This is a genomic window from Francisella persica ATCC VR-331 (assembly GCF_001653955.1).
Classification (GTDB): domain Bacteria; phylum Pseudomonadota; class Gammaproteobacteria; order Francisellales; family Francisellaceae; genus Francisella; species Francisella persica.
The window spans coordinates 632,961-655,153 of record NZ_CP013022.1 but is presented as its reverse complement, the minus strand read 5'-3'; the positions used below and the strand labels follow the sequence as shown (position 1 = coordinate 655,153).

Sequence of the window (22,193 nt, the reverse complement as noted above, 5' to 3'; positions counted from 1 at the left end):
AATATGACTATATTTGCACCAACATCTATGTATCTTTCAATACTAGAAAGACTAGGGGCCGAAACTGACCACTAGTCATAAATTCCTAAAAACTATTATAGTTTAGAATTTTACTATTTAAGCTCAACTTTAGCGCCAGCTTCTTCAAGTTGCTTTTTAAGAGCTTCCGCTTCTTCTTTAGAAGCAGCTTCTTTAATTGTGAAAGGAGTACCTTCTACAGCATCTTTAGCTTCTTTAAGACCTAGACCAGTTGCACCTCTTACTGCTTTAATAGCAGCAATTTTGTTTGAACCAGCATCAACTAAAACAACGTCAAACTCAGTTTTCTCTTCAGCAACTTCAGCTGGACCGACAACTGGGCCAGCAGCAACAGTAACAGCAGCTGCGGCGGAAACACCAAACTTATCTTCCATCATTTTAACTAATTCACATACATCCATAACGCTCATTTCAGCAACAGCATTTAAGATATCTTCTTTTGTTATAGCCATTTTATAACTCCTATTTATTTAACAATTAATTCTTTTTTAGCTTTCTAATAAGCCAGTGCAATTATTTACTATCCCCAACAGCAGCAAATACTCGTACCGCCTGAGACGGAATCTCATTAAGAGTACTAACAAACTTAGTAACTGGTGCTTGCATAACATTAAGTAATGTAGCAAGTGCCTCTTCCCTATTAGGAAGCTTAGCAAAGTCATCTAACTTTTCAGGACCAAACAGTTCACCAGACATCACTAAATTCTTAACTTCAAAAGCATTATGATCTTTTTGGAAGTTTTTAAATAGCTTAGCTGCTGCACCTGGCTCATCAATAGAAAGAGCAAGAACAAGAGGACCTTTAAGAGCATCAGCAAGACACTCTAATTCAGTTCCTTTAATTGCTAAACGTGCTAAGTTGTTACGCACAACTCTTAAATAAACTCCAGACTCGCGAGCTTGCTTTCTTAATGAAGTCATTTCATTAACAGTCAAACCACGGTAGTCTGCTACTGCTGCAGACAATGCTGAGGACACTTGTTCAGCAACTTCAGCAACAATTGCTTTTTTATCCTCTATTCTAAGTGCCATATCGACTCCTTATTATATTGTCCACACTTTATTTAATTAACACGATATTTAGACCAAGAAGGTTGTCAACATCGTCTGCGTAGGATAATTATTAAGCCAAGCAAGCTTGGCTCCTACGGTCTTTGATCGTTGCATTTACATACAACCCAAAGAAATTGCAAGGCAGCATTTTATATGTTCAAATCTGAAAAGTCAACATTTATTCCCGGCCCCATTGTACTAGATACAGAAACTTTTTTCAGATAAACACCCTTAGATACTGCTGGCTTAGCTTTTTCCAGATCAGTTAATAACTGCTCTAAGTTTTGCTTAAGTGCATCACTAGTAAAGTTAATTTTTCCGATTGTAGCATGAATTATACCAGCCTTGTCAACTCTATATCTAATCTGGCCTGCTTTAGCATCAGTTACAGCCTTAGTAACATCCATAGTTACAGTACCAATCTTAGGGTTTGGCATAAGGCCTTTTGGACCAAGAATTTGACCTAGTTGTCCAACCACTCTCATAGAATCTGGAGAAGCAATTACAACATCAAAATCCATATTACCTTTTTTAATTTCATCAGCTAAATCTTCCATACCAACAACATCAGCACCAGCTGCTTTTGCTGCATCAGCTGCAGGACCTTTTGCAAAAACTGCTACTCTAACAGTTCTACCAGTTCCATTAGGAAGAACTGAAGCCCCTCTTACAACCTGATCAGATTTACGTGGATCTACACCAAGAGCTACAGATACATCTATAGACTCAACAAACTTGACAGAAGAAACTTCTCTTAAAATATCAAAAGCTTCTGATACTGGATACTTTTTCTCAGCATTAATTTTTGCCGAGATTTTTTTCATTCTTTTTGAAACTTTAGCCATCATTAAACCCCTTCTACTTTTACGCCCATACTACGAGCAGAACCAGCAATAATTCTTACAGCAGCATCTAAATTAACAGCTGTTAGATCAGGATCTTTAACTTTTGCAATCTCTTCTAATTGCGCACGAGTTATAGTACCAACAAACTCTTTAGAAGGTTTTGATGAACCTGATTTTACATTAACTGCTTTCTTAATTAAGTAAGAAGCAGGTGGTGTTTTCATTTCAAATGTAAAGCTACGATCACTATATACAGATATTTCTACCGGTATCGGCATACCTGGCTCCATACCTTGTGTCTTAGCATTAAACTCCTTACAGAATCCCATAATATTCACACCGTGTTGACCTAACGCTGGTCCAATTGGTGGACTTGGATTAGCCTTTCCTGCTGCAACTTGCAGCTTAATAATAGCTTCAATTTTCTTCTTAGCCATTTTTTTACTCCAAATTTAGGTTAATAGCACTTATAAACCAATATAAGCTCCCCAATATCTTAGTTTAATACTAAGATTCTTTTTCAACTTGTGAAAACTCAAGTTCAACAGGTGTAGATCTACCAAAAATAGACACTGCAACCCTTAATCTTGACTTCTCATAGTTAACCTCTTCAATAACACCAGTAAAGTCGTTAAATGGTCCTTCTAGAACTCGCACAACCTCACCAACATGATAAGTTTTTCTTAATCTTGGTTCTACAGTAGATTTATTTCCTTCGACAAATCCAAGTATTCTTTCTACCTCTAGTTTACTCAAAGGTATTGGCTTACCATTAGAACCAACTACTGTTAAAACATGTATAACTGATTTAACAAGGTTCCAAGCATCAGTAGTTAGATCTGCTTCAATCAAAACATAACCTGGAAAATATTTTCTTTCACTCTTACGCTTTTGACCACCTTTCATCTCAACCACATTTTCAGTAGGAACAAGAATCCTACCAAAGCTATTTTTCAATCCAGCTATTTCTATATTTTCTTCAAGCTGAGTTTTGACTCTCTTTTCGTAACCTGAGCGCACCTGCACAACATACCAAAGCATATATTTATATCCCTTTATTAACCCAGAAAATACTGAACAAAATTTTCAAATATAACACCAAATAAAGATATTATCAGCGCAAAAATCATTACCACAACTATCACCATCGCAGAGATAGTTATTGTCTCCTTACGTGTAAGCCACACAACTTTTGCCAATTCAAGTTTTGAAGCTTGGAAAAATGCCCAGAAACTACGTCCCTGGTTTGTAAACCTAGCCACAACAATAGCAAGTAACACAACAACCACTGCTAAAGATGTATTATAAGTACTATAATTATCACCTAAAACATCCGAATACATTGTAACAGCAACACCTAAAACAATGATTGCCACCACAGCAAACCATAACATTAGATTATTAGATTTAGAGATTTTCTTAACTTCAGTGGTCTTTGTAGCCCCACTTATCCATATTTTGTTATTATTAAAACCTTGATTTTTTTTCACAAACAAATCCTTTAAGAAAGCAATTATATATAGAGAAATTAATAAATGTAGTCTATAAAGTAACACACAGAGGATATAATATCAAGAAATAAAAAAGCGATGCTGCAAAAATCACAACACCGCCTTAATTATGTGGCAGGCCAGGAGGGACTCGAACCCCCATCTTACGGTTTTGGAGACCGTTGCTCTACCAAATTGAACTACTGACCTAAATACCAGTAACTATCAATTACTCAATAATTCTAGCAACAACACCAGCACCTACTGTCCTACCACCCTCACGGATTGCAAAACGTAAACCTTCGTCCATAGCGATTGGATTGATTAGAGTAATAGTCATCTTAACGTTATCACCAGGCATAACCATTTCTACACCCTCTGGAAGACCAACTGCTCCAGTAATGTCTGTAGTACGGAAGTAGAACTGCGGTCTATACCCTTTGAAAAAAGGAGTATGTCTACCACCTTCTTCTTTAGATAATACATAAACTTCAGCTTCAAACTTAGTATGTGGCTTAATTGAACCTGGCTTACATAATACTTGTCCTCGCTCAACGTCATCTCTCTTAAGACCACGAACTAGGATACCAACATTATCACCAGCTTCCCCTCTATCTAGAAGCTTACGGAACATTTCAACACCAGTTACAGTAGTTTTTTGAGTTGGACGGATACCAACAACTTCAACTTCATCACCAACGTTTATAACACCACGCTCAATACGACCTGTTACAACAGTACCACGGCCAGATATTGAGAATACATCTTCAATTGGAAGAATAAATGGCTTCTCAGTATCACGCTCTGGAGCTGGTATATAGTCATCCATAGCTTGAACTAACTCAACAATCTTTTCAACATATTGCTCTTCACCTTCAATAGCTTTAAGCGCAGAACCCATAACTACTGGAGTATCGTCACCAGGGAATTCGTACTGATCAAGAAGCTCACGAACTTCCATCTCAACTAACTCCAATAATTCTTCGTCATCTACCATGTCACACTTGTTTAAGAAAACAACGATCTTAGGTACGCCAACCTGGCGAGAAAGTAGTATATGCTCACGAGTTTGAGGCATAGGACCATCAGCAGCAGAGCATACAAGAATAGCACCATCCATCTGAGCAGCACCAGTAATCATATTCTTGACATAGTCAGCGTGACCTGGACAGTCAACGTGAGCGTAGTGTCTATTAGGAGACTCATACTCAACGTGAGAAGTATTGATAGTAATACCACGCGCTTTTTCTTCTGGTGCACTATCAATCTCATCAAAGTTACGTGCTGAACCACCGTTTTTCTCAGCCATAACTTTTGTAATAGCTGCTGTAAGAGTAGTCTTACCATGGTCAACGTGACCGATTGTACCTACGTTCACATGCGGCTTCGAACGCTCAAATTTTTCTTTAGCCATTTTTTACTCCATTTTTTTTCAACAAAAAACAAAAAAACTTCAAACATGGTGCTCACAACCAGACTTGAACTGGTGACCTCTCCCTTACCAAGGGAGTGCTCTACCACCTGAGCCATGCGAGCTTATATATTACAAAACCAGCTTAGGTGGAGCGGATGATGGGAATCGAACCCACGCTATCGGCTTGGAAGGCCGAAGTTCTACCACTGAACTACACCCGCATGGTGGAGGGAGCAGGATTCGAACCTGCGAAGGCTGAGCCGTCAGATTTACAGTCTGATCCCTTTGGCCACTCGGGAACCCCTCCCTAAAACTTTTAGGTAAATTATAAAGTTTATTTGACTAAAAATCAAGCTTTTTTACATTATTGTTTACTTTCCATATATACAATAGCGTTTTACAAAAAAACTGTCCTTATCTTACTATGCCTAAATATAAAATGTAAAGTAATGTACAAACTTTTTATAAAAATATTGATAATATTTTTTGCTCTAATCATTGCAACATAAAGAATCTGATTTCTTTCACTGATATTTGTATTTAACTGAATATCCTTTAGTAGTACAAATACCTTATTATACTTATTATACATTGAACCTTGCGCCTTATGTCCTGTAACACCAAAACCATATCAAGATCATTTTTAATTAAATTGTTCTTAGATCTAGGTCTACTATAATAGTAGCTATCAATATCAATCAATAATAGGTTATTTCTACGAAATTCTTTATGTATTTAATAATTTATAAGATCTTGCAATTGCCAATAAGCTATCATGTATTTCTTCATAGTCACGCAAATTAGCTTCATCTTGAGAATCTATCACAAAAATATCTTTCTCATCGAAACCCTTAAATAATTTTTGCTTTCTCTATTTGTGTTCTTTTGATTTTCAGATACATCAACCACCTTTATAATCTATACAGTTATTTATCAGAAAGGCTTCTTTTGAATTAGCTTTTATCGCTCGATCATCTATCAATATATCACCTTTTTCAACAAGTCTTACAAACTCACCAAACACCAAATCTCTGTTATTCGATTTAATTGCATCATAATTTTATTACGCCAAGCTATCAATTTAGCATAATTTAGATCAGTTTTTTGCGTAACTAGAACCAAATACTTCGATTAATTGCTCACGGTTGGTTTGAATGCACAAAAAGCATTCCCTCTGGCTGCTTTACTTAAAAGAGTTTGCTTTAAAATTAAATTCTGGGCATTCATCATTGAGTTGGTGAAGTTGTTAACTAATGGTGCTAATGAATTATTACTTGCATGACGCATCAACTGTGTTAGCTTGTAGCTATTTTAGACTCGAAGAGCACTGCATTTACCATACTTGCTTAATCTATGACAACAAGATTTATAGTTTCTGATAGTAGCTTTTTTTGATCTGTCCAAAACTGGATCCATTTGGATTAAAATCTTCTAAATTCATGTCTGGTTGCAAACTTAACAATGAGTTAATAGTATAACCTTGTGTAGCTGTTGCTTGTGATATAACAGTATTGGCTTTACGTGTAGAATGAGCATATACTATAACTTTTTTATGATATTCATCTAGATTTTTTTACCATAGTAGTTTGCCAGTACCAGCAAAACCTGATAATAAAAAATAACAATCTTCACTTTTGAGAAATTCATTTATTTTAAGTTACCGCTTCTAATTGTTGCTAGTTGAGAACTATCTTTTGACCATTATGTAAATAGAAAGTTTTCTCTGAAGAAAGAAAACTTTTGTGCATTATTTATCTACTTGAGTAAACCTAGTAATTACTTTAGACATAACAATATTATTTAAGATTACAATTTCATTACCATCGCTATCATCAAGCTTAGTATATAAAAAACCTATTGATTTAACAGTACCTTTAACACCACCCAAATCGACTTTTTCACCAACCTCAAAAGGCTTACTAAATGCCAACATGATACCAGAGGCAATAGTATTATAAGACGTCTTTAGTGACATTGAAATACCAAAAACTATACCAGTTAGAACACCTGTAATAGGGGATATTGGCACACCCAACTTCGCCATAGCAATCACAACCACAAGCACTAAAAATATTGTATAAACTAGACTAGCTAAAAATTGTGATACTGTTTTGTCATATTTTTTCAACAAGCCATACACAAAAGACTTTATATGTTTAGATACCCAGAGGCCAACAAATAAAATAACAACCGCAACCAAAAGGTTAACAAAAAATGAACTACTACTAATTACCTTATCAAACATCTTTATTTTCCTTATATATCCTTTTTGCTCTAGTAAGCATATACACCGATATGGTACTTAAGACTATCGATATAGTACTTAAGACTATCGATATAATCGCAAATGATAACTCTTCAAATGCTATATCATATTGATGCTGAGTAGCTATAGCATGAACTATAAACAAAATATTTTCTATTATAAATAAAGCCATACTTACAGCAAACGCAGATAAACATATGGCAAATCTATATAAAAAAGCTGAGATAGCAAACAATAATAACAAAGGATAAATAACTATCTGTAATGCATCTATAAAAAACCGATGAGGCTCTTTAACATAACCTAAATTATATCTTATCGTTAAAATATAAATAAAAGCAAAAACGAGAAAAGTTGCAAATAAAATAGCTGTATTTTTACTTACAAAGGTATCAGCAAAATCGATATACCTTCTTCTTGAAAATAACAGTCCACAAACTGTTATAAAAGCAGCTCCAGAAATAAAACCATCATACGAAAAAGTATTTTCTAGATAGATATGATGAATAACATAACCATAACCATAACCATAACCACATAAGCTAAATAAAAATATCGAAAAACAAATCCAAAAAGCAATATCCCAAGGCTTTTTCCTAGCAAAAATATAACTTAGAATCACGCAACATAAGAATAAAATAAAAGAAATAAACAACCTCATAACATCATCTGCCAATAGCGGTATAAAAGTTATTTCACACATTACTCCAAAAAAACCCCCTCTACCTTTAGCAATAGATAAAAAGCTGTAGCAATTACACTTCCACACACAGGGCCAACTACTGGTATCCAAGCATAACTCCATTGTGAAGGACCTTTTCCTTGTATTGGCATAATAGCATGAAATAGTCTTGGACCAAAATCTCTAGCTGGATTGATTGCATAACCTGTAGTTCCACCTAAAGACATCCCAATTGCAACAACCACAAATGCCACAGGAATACCTCCTAAAGCTCCCATATCAATTGGATAGGCTTTAATTATATTATTATTACCAACTTGAACAACAACCCCATGCATAGTCAAAACGGCTAAAACTAGAATAAATGTTCCAATTACTTCACTGGCAAAATTTGCTGGTAAATGCTTAATTGCCGGTGATGTACAGCAAGTTGCTAGTTTTAGCTCAGGATTATCAGTAGCTGAATAATGAGGGTAATACATAATCCACACTAATAGTTGGCCAAGCATAGCTCCTATAATCTGGCTTATGATAAATGGTAACACCCAAGCCAATGAAAACTTACCCGCAAGAGCTAGAGCTAATGTCACAGCAGGATTCATATGCGCACCACTAATTGGTCCAGCAACTAACACACCAATAAAAACAGCAAGACCCCAAGCAAATGTAATAACTATCCAGCCACCATTATGTGCTTTTGTCTTATTCAAAACTATACCAGCAACAACACCATTACCTAAAATGATAAGTAACATTGTGCCTATTACTTCTGCAATACATGCTGTTAACATAAACTTCCTCTACTTATACAACTCTTCAACATTAAAGTTTTTAGAAAACTCTATGAAACTTTCAATTTGCTGGTTTTGCCAAGCTTGATCTTTACCAAGCTCTTTTGCCATAAGCTCAGCTACTATTGGCGCAGCATCAATACTTGCTTTGATATCCAAAAATGCTGCTCTAGTTCGACGTGCAAGGACATCTTCAACAGTTTTAGCTTTTTCATGTCTAACGTGATATATAACCTCTGCTTGATAGTATGGCAAACCTCTAGCTAAAAGTTCAAAATTATTAAGCTCATTTTGAATATTTTTGATATCTTCAGCATTTTTGCCATAAACTTTTAGTGGATAACTTTCTTTAGGTTCGATAGCGTCAATAAGTAATTGGTCTGAAGTTTTCGAGGGTTTTAGCGCAATTTTCTTAGTTTCAATATAATCAATAGTATCTTGACCCATTCTTCTAAAAATAGTCCACTTACCTCCAACAACTGTAATTAAGCCATCTTTTGACTCAAAAATTTCATGCTTACGCGATATTTTCGCAGAATTTTTAGCTTTTCTTGGAGCTAATAAAGGACGCTGGCCACAGTAAACTGACTTAATATCTGCAATAGTTGCTTTGTCTTTAGCATATTGGTTGAAAGTCTCTAATATAAAGTCTATCTCCGATTTATCAGCTTTCGGCTCAAGACTTGGTGCTTCTTTTTTAATATCAGTAGTACCAACTATTAGGTGATTATGCCATGGCAAGATAAACAATACGCGACCATCATTAGTCTCAGGTATCAAAATCGCATGTTTAGTTGGAAACTTATCCCTAGCAAAAACAATATGAGTTCCCTGTGCGACAGAAACATAGTTATGTGCATCTTGCTGACTTGCCAGACTTATAGTTTTATCACTAAATGTACCTGTAGCATTGATTATATGTTTAGCTATGAATTCTTTATATTCACCGTTTAAAACATCAATAACCTTAACAGTATCTAATTTTGAATTAGTTGAGCTATATATTTTTTCAACTTGATGATAATTAAGCGCTGTACCACCATTTGCCTCAAAAGTTTTCATCAAAGAGATCAAAAGGCGAGTATCATCAAACTGTCCATCATAATAAACTAAGCTTTTTTTTAGTTTTGCGGCATCTATATTAGGGAGCTCTTTAAGTGTTTGTTGTTTATTTAGATTATAACTTTTGCCAATCTTATATTTACCTGATAAAAACTCATAGAGCTTAACACCAATAGTATATTTAATAGTCTCAAAACAGCTACACATTGGAATAAGATAAGATTGTTTATGTGTCAGATGTGGCGCATTACGTAAAAAAGAGAATCTCTCTTCAAGACCTTCTTTAACTAAAGCAAAGTCAAAATTCTCTAAATATCTTAAACCACCATGAATCAATTTTGTTGACTTCGAAGAGGTTCCTTTACCAAAATCACTCGATTCTAGAAGTAGAGTTTGGTAACCTCGAGAAACCGCCTCAATAGCACAACCAAAGCCAGTTGCGCCACCACCAATTATTATAATATCATAATTATTGTACATTTTTTATTCTACCCATGCTTTACTTCTTTCTACTGCCTTTTTCCAACCTTTATAATCATGAGCAACAGTTTTAGAGTCTTTCTGCGGCTCAAAAACTTTTTCAGTTGTAAGAATAGATTTCAACTCCTGCTTGTCTTTCCAAAAACCTATTGCTAAACCAGCTAGGAAAACAGCTCCTAAACCAGTGATTTCATTTATTTTTGGTTTTGAGATTTCAGTCTGTAAAATATCAGATTGAAACTGCATTAGGAAGTTATTTTGTACCGCGCCACCATCAACACGCAAACCAGCAAGATTAAGTCCTGTATCCTCTTTCATACATTCTAAAACATCTTTTGCCTGATATGCTATAGCCTCTAGTGCTGCACGAATAATATGCTCACGCCTTGTATCACGAGTAATACCAACTATAGTAGCACGAGCATACATATCCCAATATGGTGTACCCAAGCCAACAAATGCTGGCACTAAATATACACCATTTGTGGAATTAATCTTAGTAGCATAGTACTCACTATCCTCAGCAGAACGTATCAACCCTAAACCATCACGAATCCACTGAATAACAGCCCCAGCTATAAAGACACTACCCTCTAAAGCATAAGTTGGCTTACCATTTTCTGCCCATGCAATAGTTGTCAAAAGCCCAGCGTCAGAAAATACTGGCTTATCACCAACATTCATTAGCGCAAAACAACCAGTACCATAAGTATTTTTTGCCATACCTTTTTCAAAACAGCAATGACCAAATAATGCCGCATGCTGATCTCCTGCAACACCTGCAATAGGAATCTCAGCATCACCTAAAATATGACTATCTGTAACCCCAAAAACCTCACTTGAGTTTTTAACCTGCGGCAACATTGACTTAGGAATATCTAAGTAATCAAGAATTTTTTTATCCCATTTTAAGGTGTTAATATTAAACAGCATTGTGCGCGAAGCATTACTATAGTCTGTTGCATGCACTTTGCCGCGAGTCAAATTCCAAATCAACCAAGTATCTATAGTGCCCATTAGCAATTTGCCAGCATTAGCTTTTTCTCTAGCACCTTCAACATTATCTAAAATCCATTTTACTTTAGTGCCCGAGAAATATGCATCAACAACTAGGCCTGTACTTTCTTTTATATATTTGACAAATTCAGTATCTTGCTTGATTTCATCACAAATACTTGAAGTACGACGACATTGCCATACTATAGCATTATAGATAGGATCTCCTGTTTCTTTTTCCCAAACCACAACTGTTTCACGCTGATTTGTGATACCTATCGCCGCAATTTGATCTGGCTTTATACGACCAAATTCCAGTGCTTCACGCATTACACCACTTTGAGTTCCCCATATTTCCATCGCATCATGCTCTACCCAACCACTTTTAGGATATATTTGTGTAAATTCTTTTTGAGCAATCTTTTTTATATTACCTTTTTTATCAAAAATAATTGCTCGTGAACTTGTTGTACCTTGATCTACAGCTAATATGAAATCTTTTGACATAATATATATTCCTTCTTATAAAAATTAATACAAATTGTATATTGTTAAGAGTATTTTAGTTTCTTTTCTCTTTAATAAAAAGAGATAAGATTATTGATAGTAGCATTAATACTGGCAAAATGAATAAAGCATACTTAAATGCTATAAGCTGCTCAAAGCCATAACTCTCTAATAGAGATACAACAAAACCAACAAACGGCTGTAACATAGCACCACTAAGAGGGATAAAAAGATTTATAGCTGAGATACCTGTTGCGATATATAATGGGCTTATATGCATACGCAAAATCGTGAAGTTAAGCACATGCACAGCTTGCATACCACCCCATAATATACATAATATGCACATTATTATTGGATTAACATGCATATATACAATAGCAATAACTATAAAAAAACCTAGGATTGAAGCTAAAGTAAGTAAAGATTTTTGCTTATTTAAAAGTGTCGCGATAAAGCCCCAAAGTGGACTAAATATAGCAATACCAACAAATATCATCGATGAAGCTAGACCTGCATAATGTACCGAATATCCATCTAAATTTAAAAATCTATAGCTCCATAAATCAGCAAAAATAGCCGTTGTCCCATAAATAGTAAAACAGAAAAAACCATTTAACAGAATCTGTTTAATTTTAAATACAATCTGAATATTTTCTATCTTTGTATGTGTATCTGCTAATTCATCAGAATCTTTTTGATTATGTGGTTCAACTGCTGGTATAAAGAATATCACATTTAAAAATAGCAATATTGAAACGACTAATATCGCTGACATAATCACTTGGATACTAAAATGATTTGCCAAAATAACTAATGGTAAGCCTGTTAAGGTACCAGCACCATACATTAGCATTTGCGTAGCACCAGTAAATAATGGAAATGTTCTTTTTGGCAACCATATTGCAATAGATTTCAATGCTGATAAAAATGCAAAACCACCACCAACACCCGCTAAAACTCTATATACAATTAGATACTCTTGCGATATCGCTCTTGTAGCAATAAAAACACCAATAGAAAACAGCAAAATACTTACTAGCATAATATTTTTTACGCCAAATTTGTCAATCAAGATTCCTGCTGGAAGTTGAGAAGCTACATAAGCCCAATAAAATGCTGAACTTAATACACTGATTTGCTCAGGACTAAGGTTATATGGTTCAACCGAGAAATCATTATATAAAGAGTTTCCTGATGCTCTAATGGTAAATTCTAGAGCATAAAAGAATGCACATATAAACCATATAATAAAACCGGCTTTAGTAACTTTTTGCATAGAGTAACTGAAAATGTGTTTTGATATTTCAAAATTATGCTCCAAAAGCCCTTATATGTAAATATAAATAATTTCTTAACTATCAACTTCAATTAGTTATACATACCTTAACCATCAATTAAGTATACCATGCTAAAAGTTTATTTATCTATACTAAAAATTCCACTCAAAGCCAGTCTTTACTAATGTCAAATTGCTATATTGTGCACCATTAAAGCCAGTAAACATATCAGTATTGTCAGCTATTTCACCTGTAAGATTATACTGTCCTTCAACCAATAAACCAAAGTTACTTGAAACATTATTATTTAGCATCTGTACGTCCACTTGCAAAAGCAATTATTCTAGAACTAGGGTCATAAGCTGAATTCATATTATTTAACTGATATGTATTTGCTCCTAAAACTGTTCCACCATAAAGCTCAAGTTTACCATTCCATAACTTTTTAACTAATTTTGTTTCTTGTATATAAAACTTTGTATCTTTGAGATCGCCCATTTATCCTTGCGCTATCAGACTAGTTGAGCTTGTATATGCATCAAAAAAACAAGCGAATCAGTAATATTAATAGAACTAACTGATATTCTATCTGAGAATTCTGAGGCATTTTCTCTATCAATAACTTCATTACCTCTTTCATTACTTGGACGATAAAAGAAATTATTAGCAGTGATATAATACACACCAGTTCGATGGTTGAAGTTGTTATCTACATAAACACTTGAGAAACTAACTAAAAAATACAACCCCAAACAAATTTCATACATACTTCTCTGAATTTACTATTTTAAGTATATCATAATAAATATCAAGTATGGCTTTGTATAAAAAATATGCTTTTTAGTGCATGAATTCCATTCACGATACGTCTTAAATACATATTATTAACTTTTCTTTTTTAAAAAAGAGCCTTCGGGATATAATAAATGTCCATATTTAGAGTTTTCTTAACAAAGTTACTATTCTCCTCATAACGTAACACCTGATCAATTATTGATAAAACATTGTTCTCTTTATTAGTACATATGTTAGGCCATTTTTCTCTAGGGAAAGTATAACACCGCTGATACTTTCCTCCAATTTACGAACATGTATTCTCTAGAAATATATGTACTCTTAACCACATGCTTTTTATTTTTTAATTGCTAAATATTTTTCATAAGCATTAAGGTACCATAGTATTTATATGATTTTTCCATACCATTACTATACTTGATAAGTTATATCCCTTTAAATTGATCTTTTTTAACATATTCACCATTATATAATACATCACGCCTAGCTATCCAATAGCATCTGTATTTCCTTTATTTGTAGATTTTTTTTATAGAAGCGCTGTAAGAAATTTTCTCCAACATAATCCATCTGCAGCACTAATGATGAACATTTCTTAAAAACTTCTTGAAAGTTTTGCTGTCTGATCTCCTTTTTTTGGTACTCTCTTGTTCATATGTATCTATTAACAGTAATAACATTTATAGTATATAATGGTAATAAAAAGCACAAGATTAAATATGCTTTTTGCATAATAATTATTTTTTAGAATCATAGAAATTTATTACTTTTTATAAAACGAAAAATTAAGTTATAGAAATTATTCACTTATACTTCTTAAGATGCAAAAATTTAAACTTTCGTTGATTCTAATTATTGGTATTAGCTTTTACTGCTACAAATTCTTATAAGGCCCTAACAGGTACATATAAATAACAGATAGTTGAGCATTTTCATTTATCAACACATATTATATTCTCTTTCTTAATATCAAGCTATAACGTTACTTATCTTTTAATGCAAATCCACGCTGTAGTACTACTTGATAGATTTGGCAGTAAAAAGTACTTATTAGCGCTACTTTATTGTGTGGTGTTTGATAATGTAATTTTTGTCTCAGGTGGTTATGAGTTAGCTCTATTTGGTAAACTCTTAGTAAGATTAGGTTCATCATTTGCTTTTATTGTTATAATAAAACTAACTTTAGAGAACTTTGAGTCAAAGTATTTTCAGATTATCACAAGTTTGGTAATATCTTTGAGTACCCTTGCAGCAGCAGTATTCTCACAAAACATTAGCATTATAATTTCTCATTATAGTGTATTCTTAGAAAAATATTTTTGTAATAGGTTCAACGATAAAAAATTATACAATAATCATAGCTTTTTTATTTGGCACATTTTCTGCCTCACAAGTTTTAGTTTAGTATTACTTAAATAATTAATATGTCCACCAAGTTTTGCTGCTGTAGGTATTGCTATTACAATATGAATAACTTTAGTTATAGAGATTGGTCAATGTGGTGCAGGTTTAGCTATTGTTATAGCGGTGATCATTCTAATATTCAAGCAAATACGAGTATAATTCCAGCATTTATTGTTATTTTAATTTTAGCGTTTATCGTTATGAAAAATATGGTCAAAAATATTAAATCTTAACTAAGTTTGCGATATCTGCTAGCAGTATTTTCTGACCAACATCTACACCAAAATCTACAGTATAAAACTCTTTTGTCCCTTGTGCTTGCACTTTTATAAATACTCCTTTGCCAAAAATTTTATGAAATACTTTATCACCTGGTTTAAAGCTATTAGTAGTATTATTTGATTTAAGAAAATCAAAAGGCGACATTCCAAAATTTGTTTTTTGTTTGGTTTTAAGCTTAGATGCTGTAAATTCTAGTTTACCTTGATTAAGATGCTGAGAGTCTATCTCTGCAACAAAGCGTGACTTAACCTGAAAACTACTACGACCAAATATATTGCGTACTTGTGCATGACTTATAGTTAAGGCTTTCATAGCTCTTGTTATTGCCACATAAAAAAGGCGACGCTCTTCAGCAAGCTTATCTTGCATTTTTTTAGAGTTTTTATTATCAAATACTTCTTCAGAGTTAACAATTGAACTTGGTGGAAAGACACCTTCTTCTGCAGCGACTAAAAACACATAACGAAACTCTAAACCTTTTGAGGCATGAATAGTCATTAACTGAACACTATCTGTAGTCTCATCCGCTTGCATTTCACCGGCTTCTAAAACAGCAAATGATAAAAAATCTTGTAGTATATCAGTATTATCATCAAGTAATTCTATTTGAGGCTCAAAATCTTTAGCAGCACTTATTAACTCTTTTAAGTTATCAATCTTTTGGCGATCCTTTTCACTATTTCTTTCTTGATAAGATGCTAAAAGACCACTTTGATTTATTACTAATTCTAAGAGTTTATCTAAGCTGTATTGACTTATTTGTGCAGAAATATCATTAATTAATTCAATAAACTGTAAAAGCAAACTTGCTGTTCTTTTAGTTACAAGCTCTTTTTGGATAACATCTAACGTAGCTTGCCAATATGACAATGAATTAATTTGCGCATAATTTATAATTGTCTCTAACGTCTTATTACCAATTCCACGCGTTGGTGTATTAATAATTCTCTCAAATGCTAAATTATCACTACTGGTAACAGCTAACCTTAGATATGCTAAAGCATCCTTAATCTCAGCTCTATCAAAAAATCTAAAACCTCCATAAATCCTATATGGAATACTTGCGTAAATAAAACTCTCCTCTAGGACACGCGATAAATAGTTTGAACGATATAAAATAGCTATATTGCTATAATCAACATCTTCATTATGTAGCTGGCGAATTTTATCTATAATATATTTTGCTTCATCACGCTCATTAACAGCGCAATAAAGCTCTACCTTTTCGCCATCTTCAGCTGCTGACCACAGTTCCTTTGACATTCTATTATCATTTTTTTTGATTACTGAATTAGCTACTTTTAGGATATTTTTTGTTGAACGATAGTTTTGCTCTAGTTTTATAATCTCAACATTTTTGAGATCTTTTACATAGTTATGGATATTATCCACGACAGCACCACGCCAACCATATATTGACTGATCATCGTCTCCAACTGCCATCATATAGTTATTATCAGTTACAAGTAACTTTAGCCACATGTATTGAATATGATTAGTGTCCTGAAATTCATCAATCAAAATATATTTAAATTTGTTTTGATAATATTCTCTAAGCTTTTGATTAAGAGAAAAAAGCTCATAAAGATGTAAAAGCAAGTCTGCAAAGTCCAAAGCATTATCTAGCTGAAGCCTCTCTTCATAAGCAGTATAAATATGACTAAAATTAGCATCATATTGCTTAGCAAGCTTATTACTACGGATAGCTTTATCTTTTTGTTTGTTGATAAAATTCCGCAATAATTTAGGCGTATATTTTTTATCATCAAGATCTAGGCTATTAATTACTTTTTTGATCAATTGTGCTTGCTCATCTTGATCAAGTATCCTAAAGTTTTTATCCAAGCCAAGTTCATGGGCATGTTTACGCAACAACCTATGTGCGATACCATGAAAAGTACCTATCCACATACCAAATGTAGAAATCCCTAGCATCTTTTCAACACGCTGTTGGATCTCCTTTGCTGCTTTATTGGTAAATGTTACGGCAAGAATATTTTCAATAGATATGCCCTTATCACGACAAAGATATGCTATGCGTGACGTCAAAACCTTTGTTTTACCACTACCAGCACCAGCGAGAATCAAAGCATTACGATCATCTAGTAGTGCTGCTTTTTGCTGCTCTGGATTTAATCCTAAGATAAAGTCATAATTAGACATTAGAATATTTATATTTTATATAACTTAGATAAACAATATTGTAACAAAAAATATTCATATAGTGCTAAGTTTCAGAAATTAGTTTGTAGCGTTAGTCATTAGAGCTAAATAACGCACTAGTGAAATCCCTAGCATTAAAGACTTGTAGATCATCAATTTTTTCACCTACGCCTATAAATCTAAGTGGTAAACCAAGTTTTTTAGCAATTGAAAACACAATACCGCCTTTTGCTGTGCCATCAAGCTTAGTAATTGTTATACCAGTCAGGTTGACAATTTGATTAAATGCCTCTGCTTGGCTTAACGCATTACCACCAGTTGTTGCATCAACAATAAGCATAATTTCATGTGGTGCTGTCTCATTAGTTTTTTTGATAACTTTAACAACTTTTTTAAGCTCCTGCATAAGATTATCTTTGTTGTGTAATCTACCTGCTGTATCAGCAATCACAACATCTATTCCTTTTGATTTAGCTAAGCTTATAGCATCATATATAACCGAAGCACTATCTGCTCCTTCATGTTGATAGACAACTTGAGTATTATTTCTATTACCCCACTCGCAAAGCTGCTCGACTGCAGCAGCTCTAAAAGTATCACCAGCAGCTAAAATTACTGATTTGCCCTGTGACTGTAATTTCTTTGTGAGTTTACCTATTGTTGTCGTTTTACCAACACCATTAACCCCTACAATTAATATCACAAAAGGTGTTCTTTGTGTATCAACTTGTAGTGGTTTCTCACAATGTAAAATTATTTCTGTGAGTTTTTCTTGGATTATTTGATTAAGCTTATCAGCTGTTTGCAACTCATTTCTAGTAACCTTATTGCGCAAGTACGCAACTATCTCATCAGTTGCTTCAACACCCACATCTGCTGTCAATAGTTGCATCTCAATATCTTCTAAAAGCTCTTCATCAACAATTTTTTGGCCCATAAGTATATTACTTAAGCCACTACCAAACTTATTTGCTGTTTTTGATAGACCAGCTTGAAGTCGGGGAAATAACCCTTTTTTATTCTCTTGTTCTTGTACTCTTTCTCTAACTGAATCAATTTCTGTATTCTTTTTTTTCCTGAAAAACATCTTTCTCTCTAAAAAAACTAATTAAGCAAATAATCACTCAAAATATTTATCTCTAAGTTTAGCAATTTTTTGATGTAATGGATCAAACATGCTGACAATATTTTTAGACTTAATAAAATGAACCTCGCCTTCAAAAGCTATCTCATCACCTGCAAGAGCATAGACTTCTAAAAGCTTATAACGTAAATTAATATTATTTGGATCTTTTTCTAATGAATCCTGGATCGTGATACTAGCCTCAACATACTTTTCACTATCTAAGAATTGCTCAATAAGTTCATTTATGTACTGTAGCTCTTGCTCTGCTTGCTGCTGTGAATCTATTTCTTCAACTTTAGTATCATCGTCTGTAGGGTTGATAAGTGTGTCATCTGTATTTGTCTCAAAAACCACACCTTTCTTAGTTTTGACAATAATATTTTTATCTCTTGCAGCAAATAAATCTTGTTCATTCTGAGAAGACCGCTCAAAAGCATCTTCAAATTGTTGATGTGATTGAGTTTCTTCATCAATAGCAGCTGTATGTAGTCTAGATATTTTTGCAGTTTCAAAGAAATCAAATTCTTCTTGTGGGCTATTATTAACCTTATTAGATCTATAGAACTCATTATCCGAAACAACTGGAGATATTCGCGACATTAGATGATCTCTTTTCTTTTTTGATATGAGCTCAAGTTCTTGCTCTTTTCTTGAACTTCTAGTTTCCCAAAATCTTTTACCAACAATAACAACTACAGCTAATATCATGGCATAAATAATAAACCTAAATAATGATCCCCAAGCATTCGAAGATTGTGTCGAGTGTTGCTCATAAGAAGCTGTTTCTTGAATATTATCCGAGCTTATTTGAGTATCTAGGTTATTACTTTTATAGGTCTCTGGAGCACTATTATCATAATTAGTGATTAGTACCGGAATTTTATCTTGACTTACTATACTTGGAGTTGAACTATCATCAGCATCATTAGCAACTGCTGTATTATCACCAAGGTTAGTAGCAGATGAACTAGGTTGTGACGTTGTATCGCTGCTAGATTGTTTATATGAGCTTTGAATTATATGATTTCTCATCAGTGTTAAACCATCTTCAACCTCAGCCTTTGTAGTTGGAATAGCAAGCTTATCACCAATTTTTATCCTATTATCAATAATCCCTGGTATCTCAGATTTATTGATACCTTTAATAGCATCTGTTATATCAGATGTGCTTACACCTGTTACTGCGTGATTTTTTGCAATTTTGTATAGATAATCATTTGACTTAACAGTATATATTTCCATCGAGAACATTGGACTTACCATCGCTAATGCAAACCCAGCTACAAAAACCTTACTGATACCTTTTAACATTTAGCACCCTAATAAATTATAAACAAAGACTAAAAAATTATAGCATATTTTTCTAGTTTAAAAGCATATGATTCTAGTGCTCTCTTGTTACACTAAATAATGATATCTAATTTTTTTCTCGTGCTAGCTGTAAATTAACCCTAGTTGGCGCAAGATATGTAAGGTACCCAGCCCATCATAAAAATTCATTGAGCTTATTCTCGTCATTATAAAAAATCCAACGCGCTAAAGTAACGTTAACTCCCTCATACGAATACTTGACATTGTACTCTGATGCCAAATGCTATGCAAACACATCAAACTGTAAAACACCAACAGTCCCAAGTATAAAATCATTCCATATTAAAAGGTTTGAAAACTTGTGTAGCCCTTCTTCTGATAACTGCACTAAACTTTTTTGTAATGCTTTCATTTTTAATGGATCATTTAATTTAACTCTTTTAAAAATATCAGGAGTAAAATTTGGTATCCATTTGAATTTTAGTTTTTCTACTTGAATAAAACTATCGCCAATCTGGATACTACCATTATTACTTGTTCTCTTTCACCTGACATGGAAGTTAACGCTTTTGAGATTTGCATCAGCTTATCTGTTCTTTCATGAAAGATTTTCATACCCTTTTCATACTTACCTATAGAACAAGTTCTAAAAAATGCAATCTATCGCAATGTTTTTCATCCATATTCGCCTGTGTCTTTTAAATACAAAACCAATCAGCTTTTACTCATCAGCGGCGACAACTTTTTGATTCGCTGTGTTGTGGTGCTGGAACGTATTTTGTAAAACCATCCATCATGTCTTTGACACCAAAGTTAATTAGTTCAGTACCAAAATATACTGGAGTGAGACTGCCCTATAAAAATGACTGCTCATCAAATTCATGACTTGCACCACCACTAAATCAATTTCAATCTCAAGACCTTCCTATCGCATCCTTATCATTTGCTAAATCTTTAATCTTCTTATATGGATTATCCCATGACCGTGACTTGTTTCAAATATGAGTAACTTCATCATTATACAAATCATCAACCCCTTTGAAATATTTACCCATACTAATTGGCCAATTCATCGGTACACATTTTAACCTTAATGATATTCTCAACTTCATCTAAAAGCTCAAGAGTATCTCAATCAAATTTATTCATAAAAGTTACAATTAGAGTATCTATTAAACGACAAACATTCATAAGCTTAATAGTCCTTTCAACACCCTTAACTGCATCAACAACCATTAATGCTGAATCTACTACAGTAAATGTTATATAAAGTATCTCCGGAGAAATCCTCATGCTGGGGTATCAAGTAGATTTATAATACGCCCATTATATGGAAATTACATTACCGAGGTTGTGATTGAAATTCCTCCTTGTTTCTCCATTTCCATACAATCAGATTAGCATGCATATCGCTGTTTTTTTTGGCTTTAATAGTACCTGATTGTGATAGCATTACCAAAAAGTAACATTTTCTCTGTAATTGTCATTTTACCAGCATTTGGGTGGAAAATAATTGCAAAAGTCCTACACTTAACAATTTGTTGTAGATATTCACTCATAATAATTCTTTCTAGCTATTTGAAGATAATGCTTATCCAATAATAGATATATTTGCTTTTCAACTTCTTGGATAGGCTGTGTAGCATCAATTTCAATAGCATTATCTGACTCTTTGACAAGATCTTTGAAAACTTTACGGGTTCTATTGAAAAATTCCAGTCCAGCTTTTTCGATCCTATCAGGACTACCAACCTTTTGAGCTCTTTGTAATCCCAATATCGGATCAATATCAAGATAAATTACTAAATCTGGCTCACAACCATTAAGGAAATTATCATTTAAAGCTCTAATCTTGCTTAGCTCAACTCCACGACCACCACCTTGATAAGCCATACTTGACCAGTAAAATCTATCTGAGACTATATTAATACCCTTTTCTAAAGCTGGTGCGATAAGACTTCTATAATGCTGCACTCTTCCAGCATAAATCATTAACAGCTCACTATCCGAATGAATTTCTTCATCATATTTATTATGTAGAACCAAGTTTCTTAAATCTTCAGCTATTTTAGTTCCACCTGGTTCACGAGTATAAATTGCTGCTAGTTTATTTTGTTCTAAATATTTCCTAACAAAGCTAATAGCTGTACTTTTACCAGCACCATCAAGGCCTTCTATTACAATAAATTTACTTTGCATTTTCTTCG

General features: G+C 33.6%; 18 protein-coding genes, 4 tRNA genes and 3 pseudogenes. 1 reads left to right on the top strand and 24 read right to left on the bottom strand.

What is annotated here, in order from left to right; genetic code table 11:
- Nucleotides 1-113 precede the first annotated feature (113 nt).
- The 19 genes and pseudogenes from rplL to FSC845_RS02980 form a co-directional block, all read right to left on the bottom strand.
- Entirely contained in the window at nt 114-491 is a 378-nt protein-coding gene (gene rplL, locus FSC845_RS03065) for a 50S ribosomal protein L7/L12 (RefSeq protein WP_064460682.1), read from the bottom strand.
- Between the two features lie 61 nt (nt 492-552).
- Complete coding sequence (gene rplJ / locus FSC845_RS03060) at nt 553-1,071, bottom strand: 50S ribosomal protein L10 (RefSeq protein ID WP_064460681.1); 519 nt, start codon at nt 1,069-1,071, stop codon at nt 553-555.
- A gap of 170 nt (nt 1,072-1,241) precedes the next feature.
- Nucleotides 1,242-1,937, bottom strand: a complete 696-nt coding sequence (rplA, locus tag FSC845_RS03055; protein ID WP_064461712.1) for a 50S ribosomal protein L1 — start codon at nt 1,935-1,937, stop codon at nt 1,242-1,244.
- 2 nt (nt 1,938-1,939) lie between these two features.
- The gene (gene rplK / locus FSC845_RS03050; RefSeq protein ID WP_064460680.1) at nt 1,940-2,374 is read right to left on the bottom strand and encodes a 50S ribosomal protein L11; all 435 of its coding nucleotides are present in this window, start codon (nt 2,372-2,374) and stop codon (nt 1,940-1,942) included.
- Nucleotides 2,375-2,444: 70 nt separating this feature from the next.
- Entirely contained in the window at nt 2,445-2,978 is a 534-nt protein-coding gene (gene nusG / locus FSC845_RS03045; RefSeq protein ID WP_064460679.1) for a transcription termination/antitermination protein NusG, read from the bottom strand.
- Nucleotides 2,979-2,995: 17 nt separating this feature from the next.
- The gene (secE, locus tag FSC845_RS03040; RefSeq protein WP_144416531.1) at nt 2,996-3,466 is read right to left on the bottom strand and encodes a preprotein translocase subunit SecE; all 471 of its coding nucleotides are present in this window, start codon (nt 3,464-3,466) and stop codon (nt 2,996-2,998) included.
- Between the two features lie 94 nt (nt 3,467-3,560).
- A tRNA-Trp gene (locus FSC845_RS03035) sits at nt 3,561-3,637 on the bottom strand.
- A gap of 19 nt (nt 3,638-3,656) precedes the next feature.
- Nucleotides 3,657-4,841: an elongation factor Tu gene (gene tuf / locus FSC845_RS03030; RefSeq protein ID WP_064460677.1), complete on the bottom strand. Its 1,185-nt coding sequence runs from the start codon at nt 4,839-4,841 to the stop codon at nt 3,657-3,659.
- A 46-nt stretch (nt 4,842-4,887) separates the two neighbouring features.
- Nucleotides 4,888-4,963 (bottom strand) — tRNA-Thr (locus tag FSC845_RS03025).
- 25 nt (nt 4,964-4,988) lie between these two features.
- Nucleotides 4,989-5,062 (bottom strand) — tRNA-Gly (locus tag FSC845_RS03020).
- Between the two features lies 1 nt (nt 5,063).
- Nucleotides 5,064-5,148 (bottom strand) — tRNA-Tyr (locus FSC845_RS03015).
- A 594-nt stretch (nt 5,149-5,742) separates the two neighbouring features.
- On the bottom strand, nt 5,743-5,865 hold the full coding sequence (locus FSC845_RS09990) for a hypothetical protein (RefSeq protein WP_257719640.1): 123 nt from the start codon (nt 5,863-5,865) through the stop codon (nt 5,743-5,745).
- Between the two features lie 723 nt (nt 5,866-6,588).
- The gene (locus tag FSC845_RS03010) at nt 6,589-7,086 is read right to left on the bottom strand and encodes a mechanosensitive ion channel domain-containing protein (protein ID WP_064460676.1); all 498 of its coding nucleotides are present in this window, start codon (nt 7,084-7,086) and stop codon (nt 6,589-6,591) included.
- Complete coding sequence (locus tag FSC845_RS03005; RefSeq protein WP_064460675.1) at nt 7,079-7,810, bottom strand: hypothetical protein; 732 nt, start codon at nt 7,808-7,810, stop codon at nt 7,079-7,081. The genes FSC845_RS03010 and FSC845_RS03005 overlap by 8 nt, the downstream gene beginning before the upstream one ends.
- Nucleotides 7,810-8,580, bottom strand: a complete 771-nt coding sequence (locus FSC845_RS03000) for an MIP/aquaporin family protein (protein WP_064460674.1) — start codon at nt 8,578-8,580, stop codon at nt 7,810-7,812. The genes FSC845_RS03005 and FSC845_RS03000 overlap by 1 nt, the downstream gene beginning before the upstream one ends.
- Before the next feature lie 9 nt (nt 8,581-8,589).
- Nucleotides 8,590-10,122, bottom strand: a complete 1,533-nt coding sequence (locus FSC845_RS02995; protein ID WP_064460673.1) for a glycerol-3-phosphate dehydrogenase/oxidase — start codon at nt 10,120-10,122, stop codon at nt 8,590-8,592.
- A 3-nt stretch (nt 10,123-10,125) separates the two neighbouring features.
- Complete coding sequence (gene glpK / locus FSC845_RS02990) at nt 10,126-11,625, bottom strand: glycerol kinase GlpK (RefSeq protein WP_064460672.1); 1,500 nt, start codon at nt 11,623-11,625, stop codon at nt 10,126-10,128.
- Nucleotides 11,626-11,680: 55 nt separating this feature from the next.
- Entirely contained in the window at nt 11,681-12,904 is a 1,224-nt protein-coding gene (locus tag FSC845_RS02985) for an MFS transporter (protein WP_064460671.1), read from the bottom strand.
- Nucleotides 12,905-13,057: 153 nt separating this feature from the next.
- Nucleotides 13,058-13,672: pseudogene (locus tag FSC845_RS02980) on the bottom strand (hypothetical protein).
- Between the two features lie 849 nt (nt 13,673-14,521).
- Between FSC845_RS02980 and FSC845_RS02975 the strand changes: the two are divergent.
- Nucleotides 14,522-15,337, top strand: a pseudogene (locus FSC845_RS02975) (hypothetical protein).
- Here the strand turns inward: FSC845_RS02975 and FSC845_RS02970 are convergent.
- The 5 genes and pseudogenes from FSC845_RS02970 to tmk all read right to left on the bottom strand — a co-directional run bounded on the left by FSC845_RS02970 (nt 15,327) and on the right by tmk (nt 22,185).
- Nucleotides 15,327-17,549, bottom strand: coding sequence for a UvrD-helicase domain-containing protein (locus tag FSC845_RS02970; protein ID WP_064460670.1), 2,223 nt, complete (start codon nt 17,547-17,549; stop codon nt 15,327-15,329). The pseudogene FSC845_RS02975 and the gene FSC845_RS02970 overlap by 11 nt on opposite strands.
- Before the next feature lie 91 nt (nt 17,550-17,640).
- Complete coding sequence (gene ftsY, locus FSC845_RS02965) at nt 17,641-18,636, bottom strand: signal recognition particle-docking protein FtsY (protein ID WP_064460669.1); 996 nt, start codon at nt 18,634-18,636, stop codon at nt 17,641-17,643.
- A 33-nt stretch (nt 18,637-18,669) separates the two neighbouring features.
- Nucleotides 18,670-19,986: a LysM peptidoglycan-binding domain-containing protein gene (locus FSC845_RS02960; RefSeq protein ID WP_064460668.1), complete on the bottom strand. Its 1,317-nt coding sequence runs from the start codon at nt 19,984-19,986 to the stop codon at nt 18,670-18,672.
- Between the two features lie 106 nt (nt 19,987-20,092).
- A pseudogene (locus FSC845_RS02955) lies at nt 20,093-21,545 on the bottom strand (peptide chain release factor 3).
- Nucleotides 21,538-22,185, bottom strand: coding sequence for a dTMP kinase (gene tmk, locus FSC845_RS02950; protein WP_064460667.1), 648 nt, complete (start codon nt 22,183-22,185; stop codon nt 21,538-21,540). The pseudogene FSC845_RS02955 and the gene tmk overlap by 8 nt, the downstream one beginning before the upstream one ends.
- Nucleotides 22,186-22,193: the final 8 nt, after the last annotated feature.

What these genes read in the sequence shown, in the direction of transcription:
- rplL (WP_064460682.1), bottom strand. Translation starts at nt 491, where the DNA reads ATGGCTATAACAAAAGAAGATATCTTAAATGCTGTTGCTGAAATGAGC.
- rplJ (WP_064460681.1), bottom strand. Translation starts at nt 1,071, where the DNA reads ATGGCACTTAGAATAGAGGATAAAAAAGCAATTGTTGCTGAAGTTGCT.
- rplA (WP_064461712.1), bottom strand. Translation starts at nt 1,937, where the DNA reads ATGGCTAAAGTTTCAAAAAGAATGAAAAAAATCTCGGCAAAAATTAAT.
- rplK (WP_064460680.1), bottom strand. Translation starts at nt 2,374, where the DNA reads ATGGCTAAGAAGAAAATTGAAGCTATTATTAAGCTGCAAGTTGCAGCA.
- nusG (WP_064460679.1), bottom strand. Translation starts at nt 2,978, where the DNA reads ATGCTTTGGTATGTTGTGCAGGTGCGCTCAGGTTACGAAAAGAGAGTC.
- tuf (WP_064460677.1), bottom strand. Translation starts at nt 4,841, where the DNA reads ATGGCTAAAGAAAAATTTGAGCGTTCGAAGCCGCATGTGAACGTAGGT.
- FSC845_RS03010 (WP_064460676.1), bottom strand. Translation starts at nt 7,086, where the DNA reads ATGTTTGATAAGGTAATTAGTAGTAGTTCATTTTTTGTTAACCTTTTG.
- FSC845_RS03005 (WP_064460675.1), bottom strand. Translation starts at nt 7,810, where the DNA reads ATGTGTGAAATAACTTTTATACCGCTATTGGCAGATGATGTTATGAGG.
- FSC845_RS03000 (WP_064460674.1), bottom strand. Translation starts at nt 8,580, where the DNA reads ATGTTAACAGCATGTATTGCAGAAGTAATAGGCACAATGTTACTTATC.
- FSC845_RS02995 (WP_064460673.1), bottom strand. Translation starts at nt 10,122, where the DNA reads ATGTACAATAATTATGATATTATAATAATTGGTGGTGGCGCAACTGGC.
- glpK (WP_064460672.1), bottom strand. Translation starts at nt 11,625, where the DNA reads ATGTCAAAAGATTTCATATTAGCTGTAGATCAAGGTACAACAAGTTCA.
- FSC845_RS02985 (WP_064460671.1), bottom strand. Translation starts at nt 12,904, where the DNA reads ATGCAAAAAGTTACTAAAGCCGGTTTTATTATATGGTTTATATGTGCA.
- FSC845_RS02970 (WP_064460670.1), bottom strand. Translation starts at nt 17,549, where the DNA reads ATGTCTAATTATGACTTTATCTTAGGATTAAATCCAGAGCAGCAAAAA.
- ftsY (WP_064460669.1), bottom strand. Translation starts at nt 18,636, where the DNA reads ATGTTTTTCAGGAAAAAAAAGAATACAGAAATTGATTCAGTTAGAGAA.
- FSC845_RS02960 (WP_064460668.1), bottom strand. Translation starts at nt 19,986, where the DNA reads ATGTTAAAAGGTATCAGTAAGGTTTTTGTAGCTGGGTTTGCATTAGCG.
- tmk (WP_064460667.1), bottom strand. Translation starts at nt 22,185, where the DNA reads ATGCAAAGTAAATTTATTGTAATAGAAGGCCTTGATGGTGCTGGTAAA.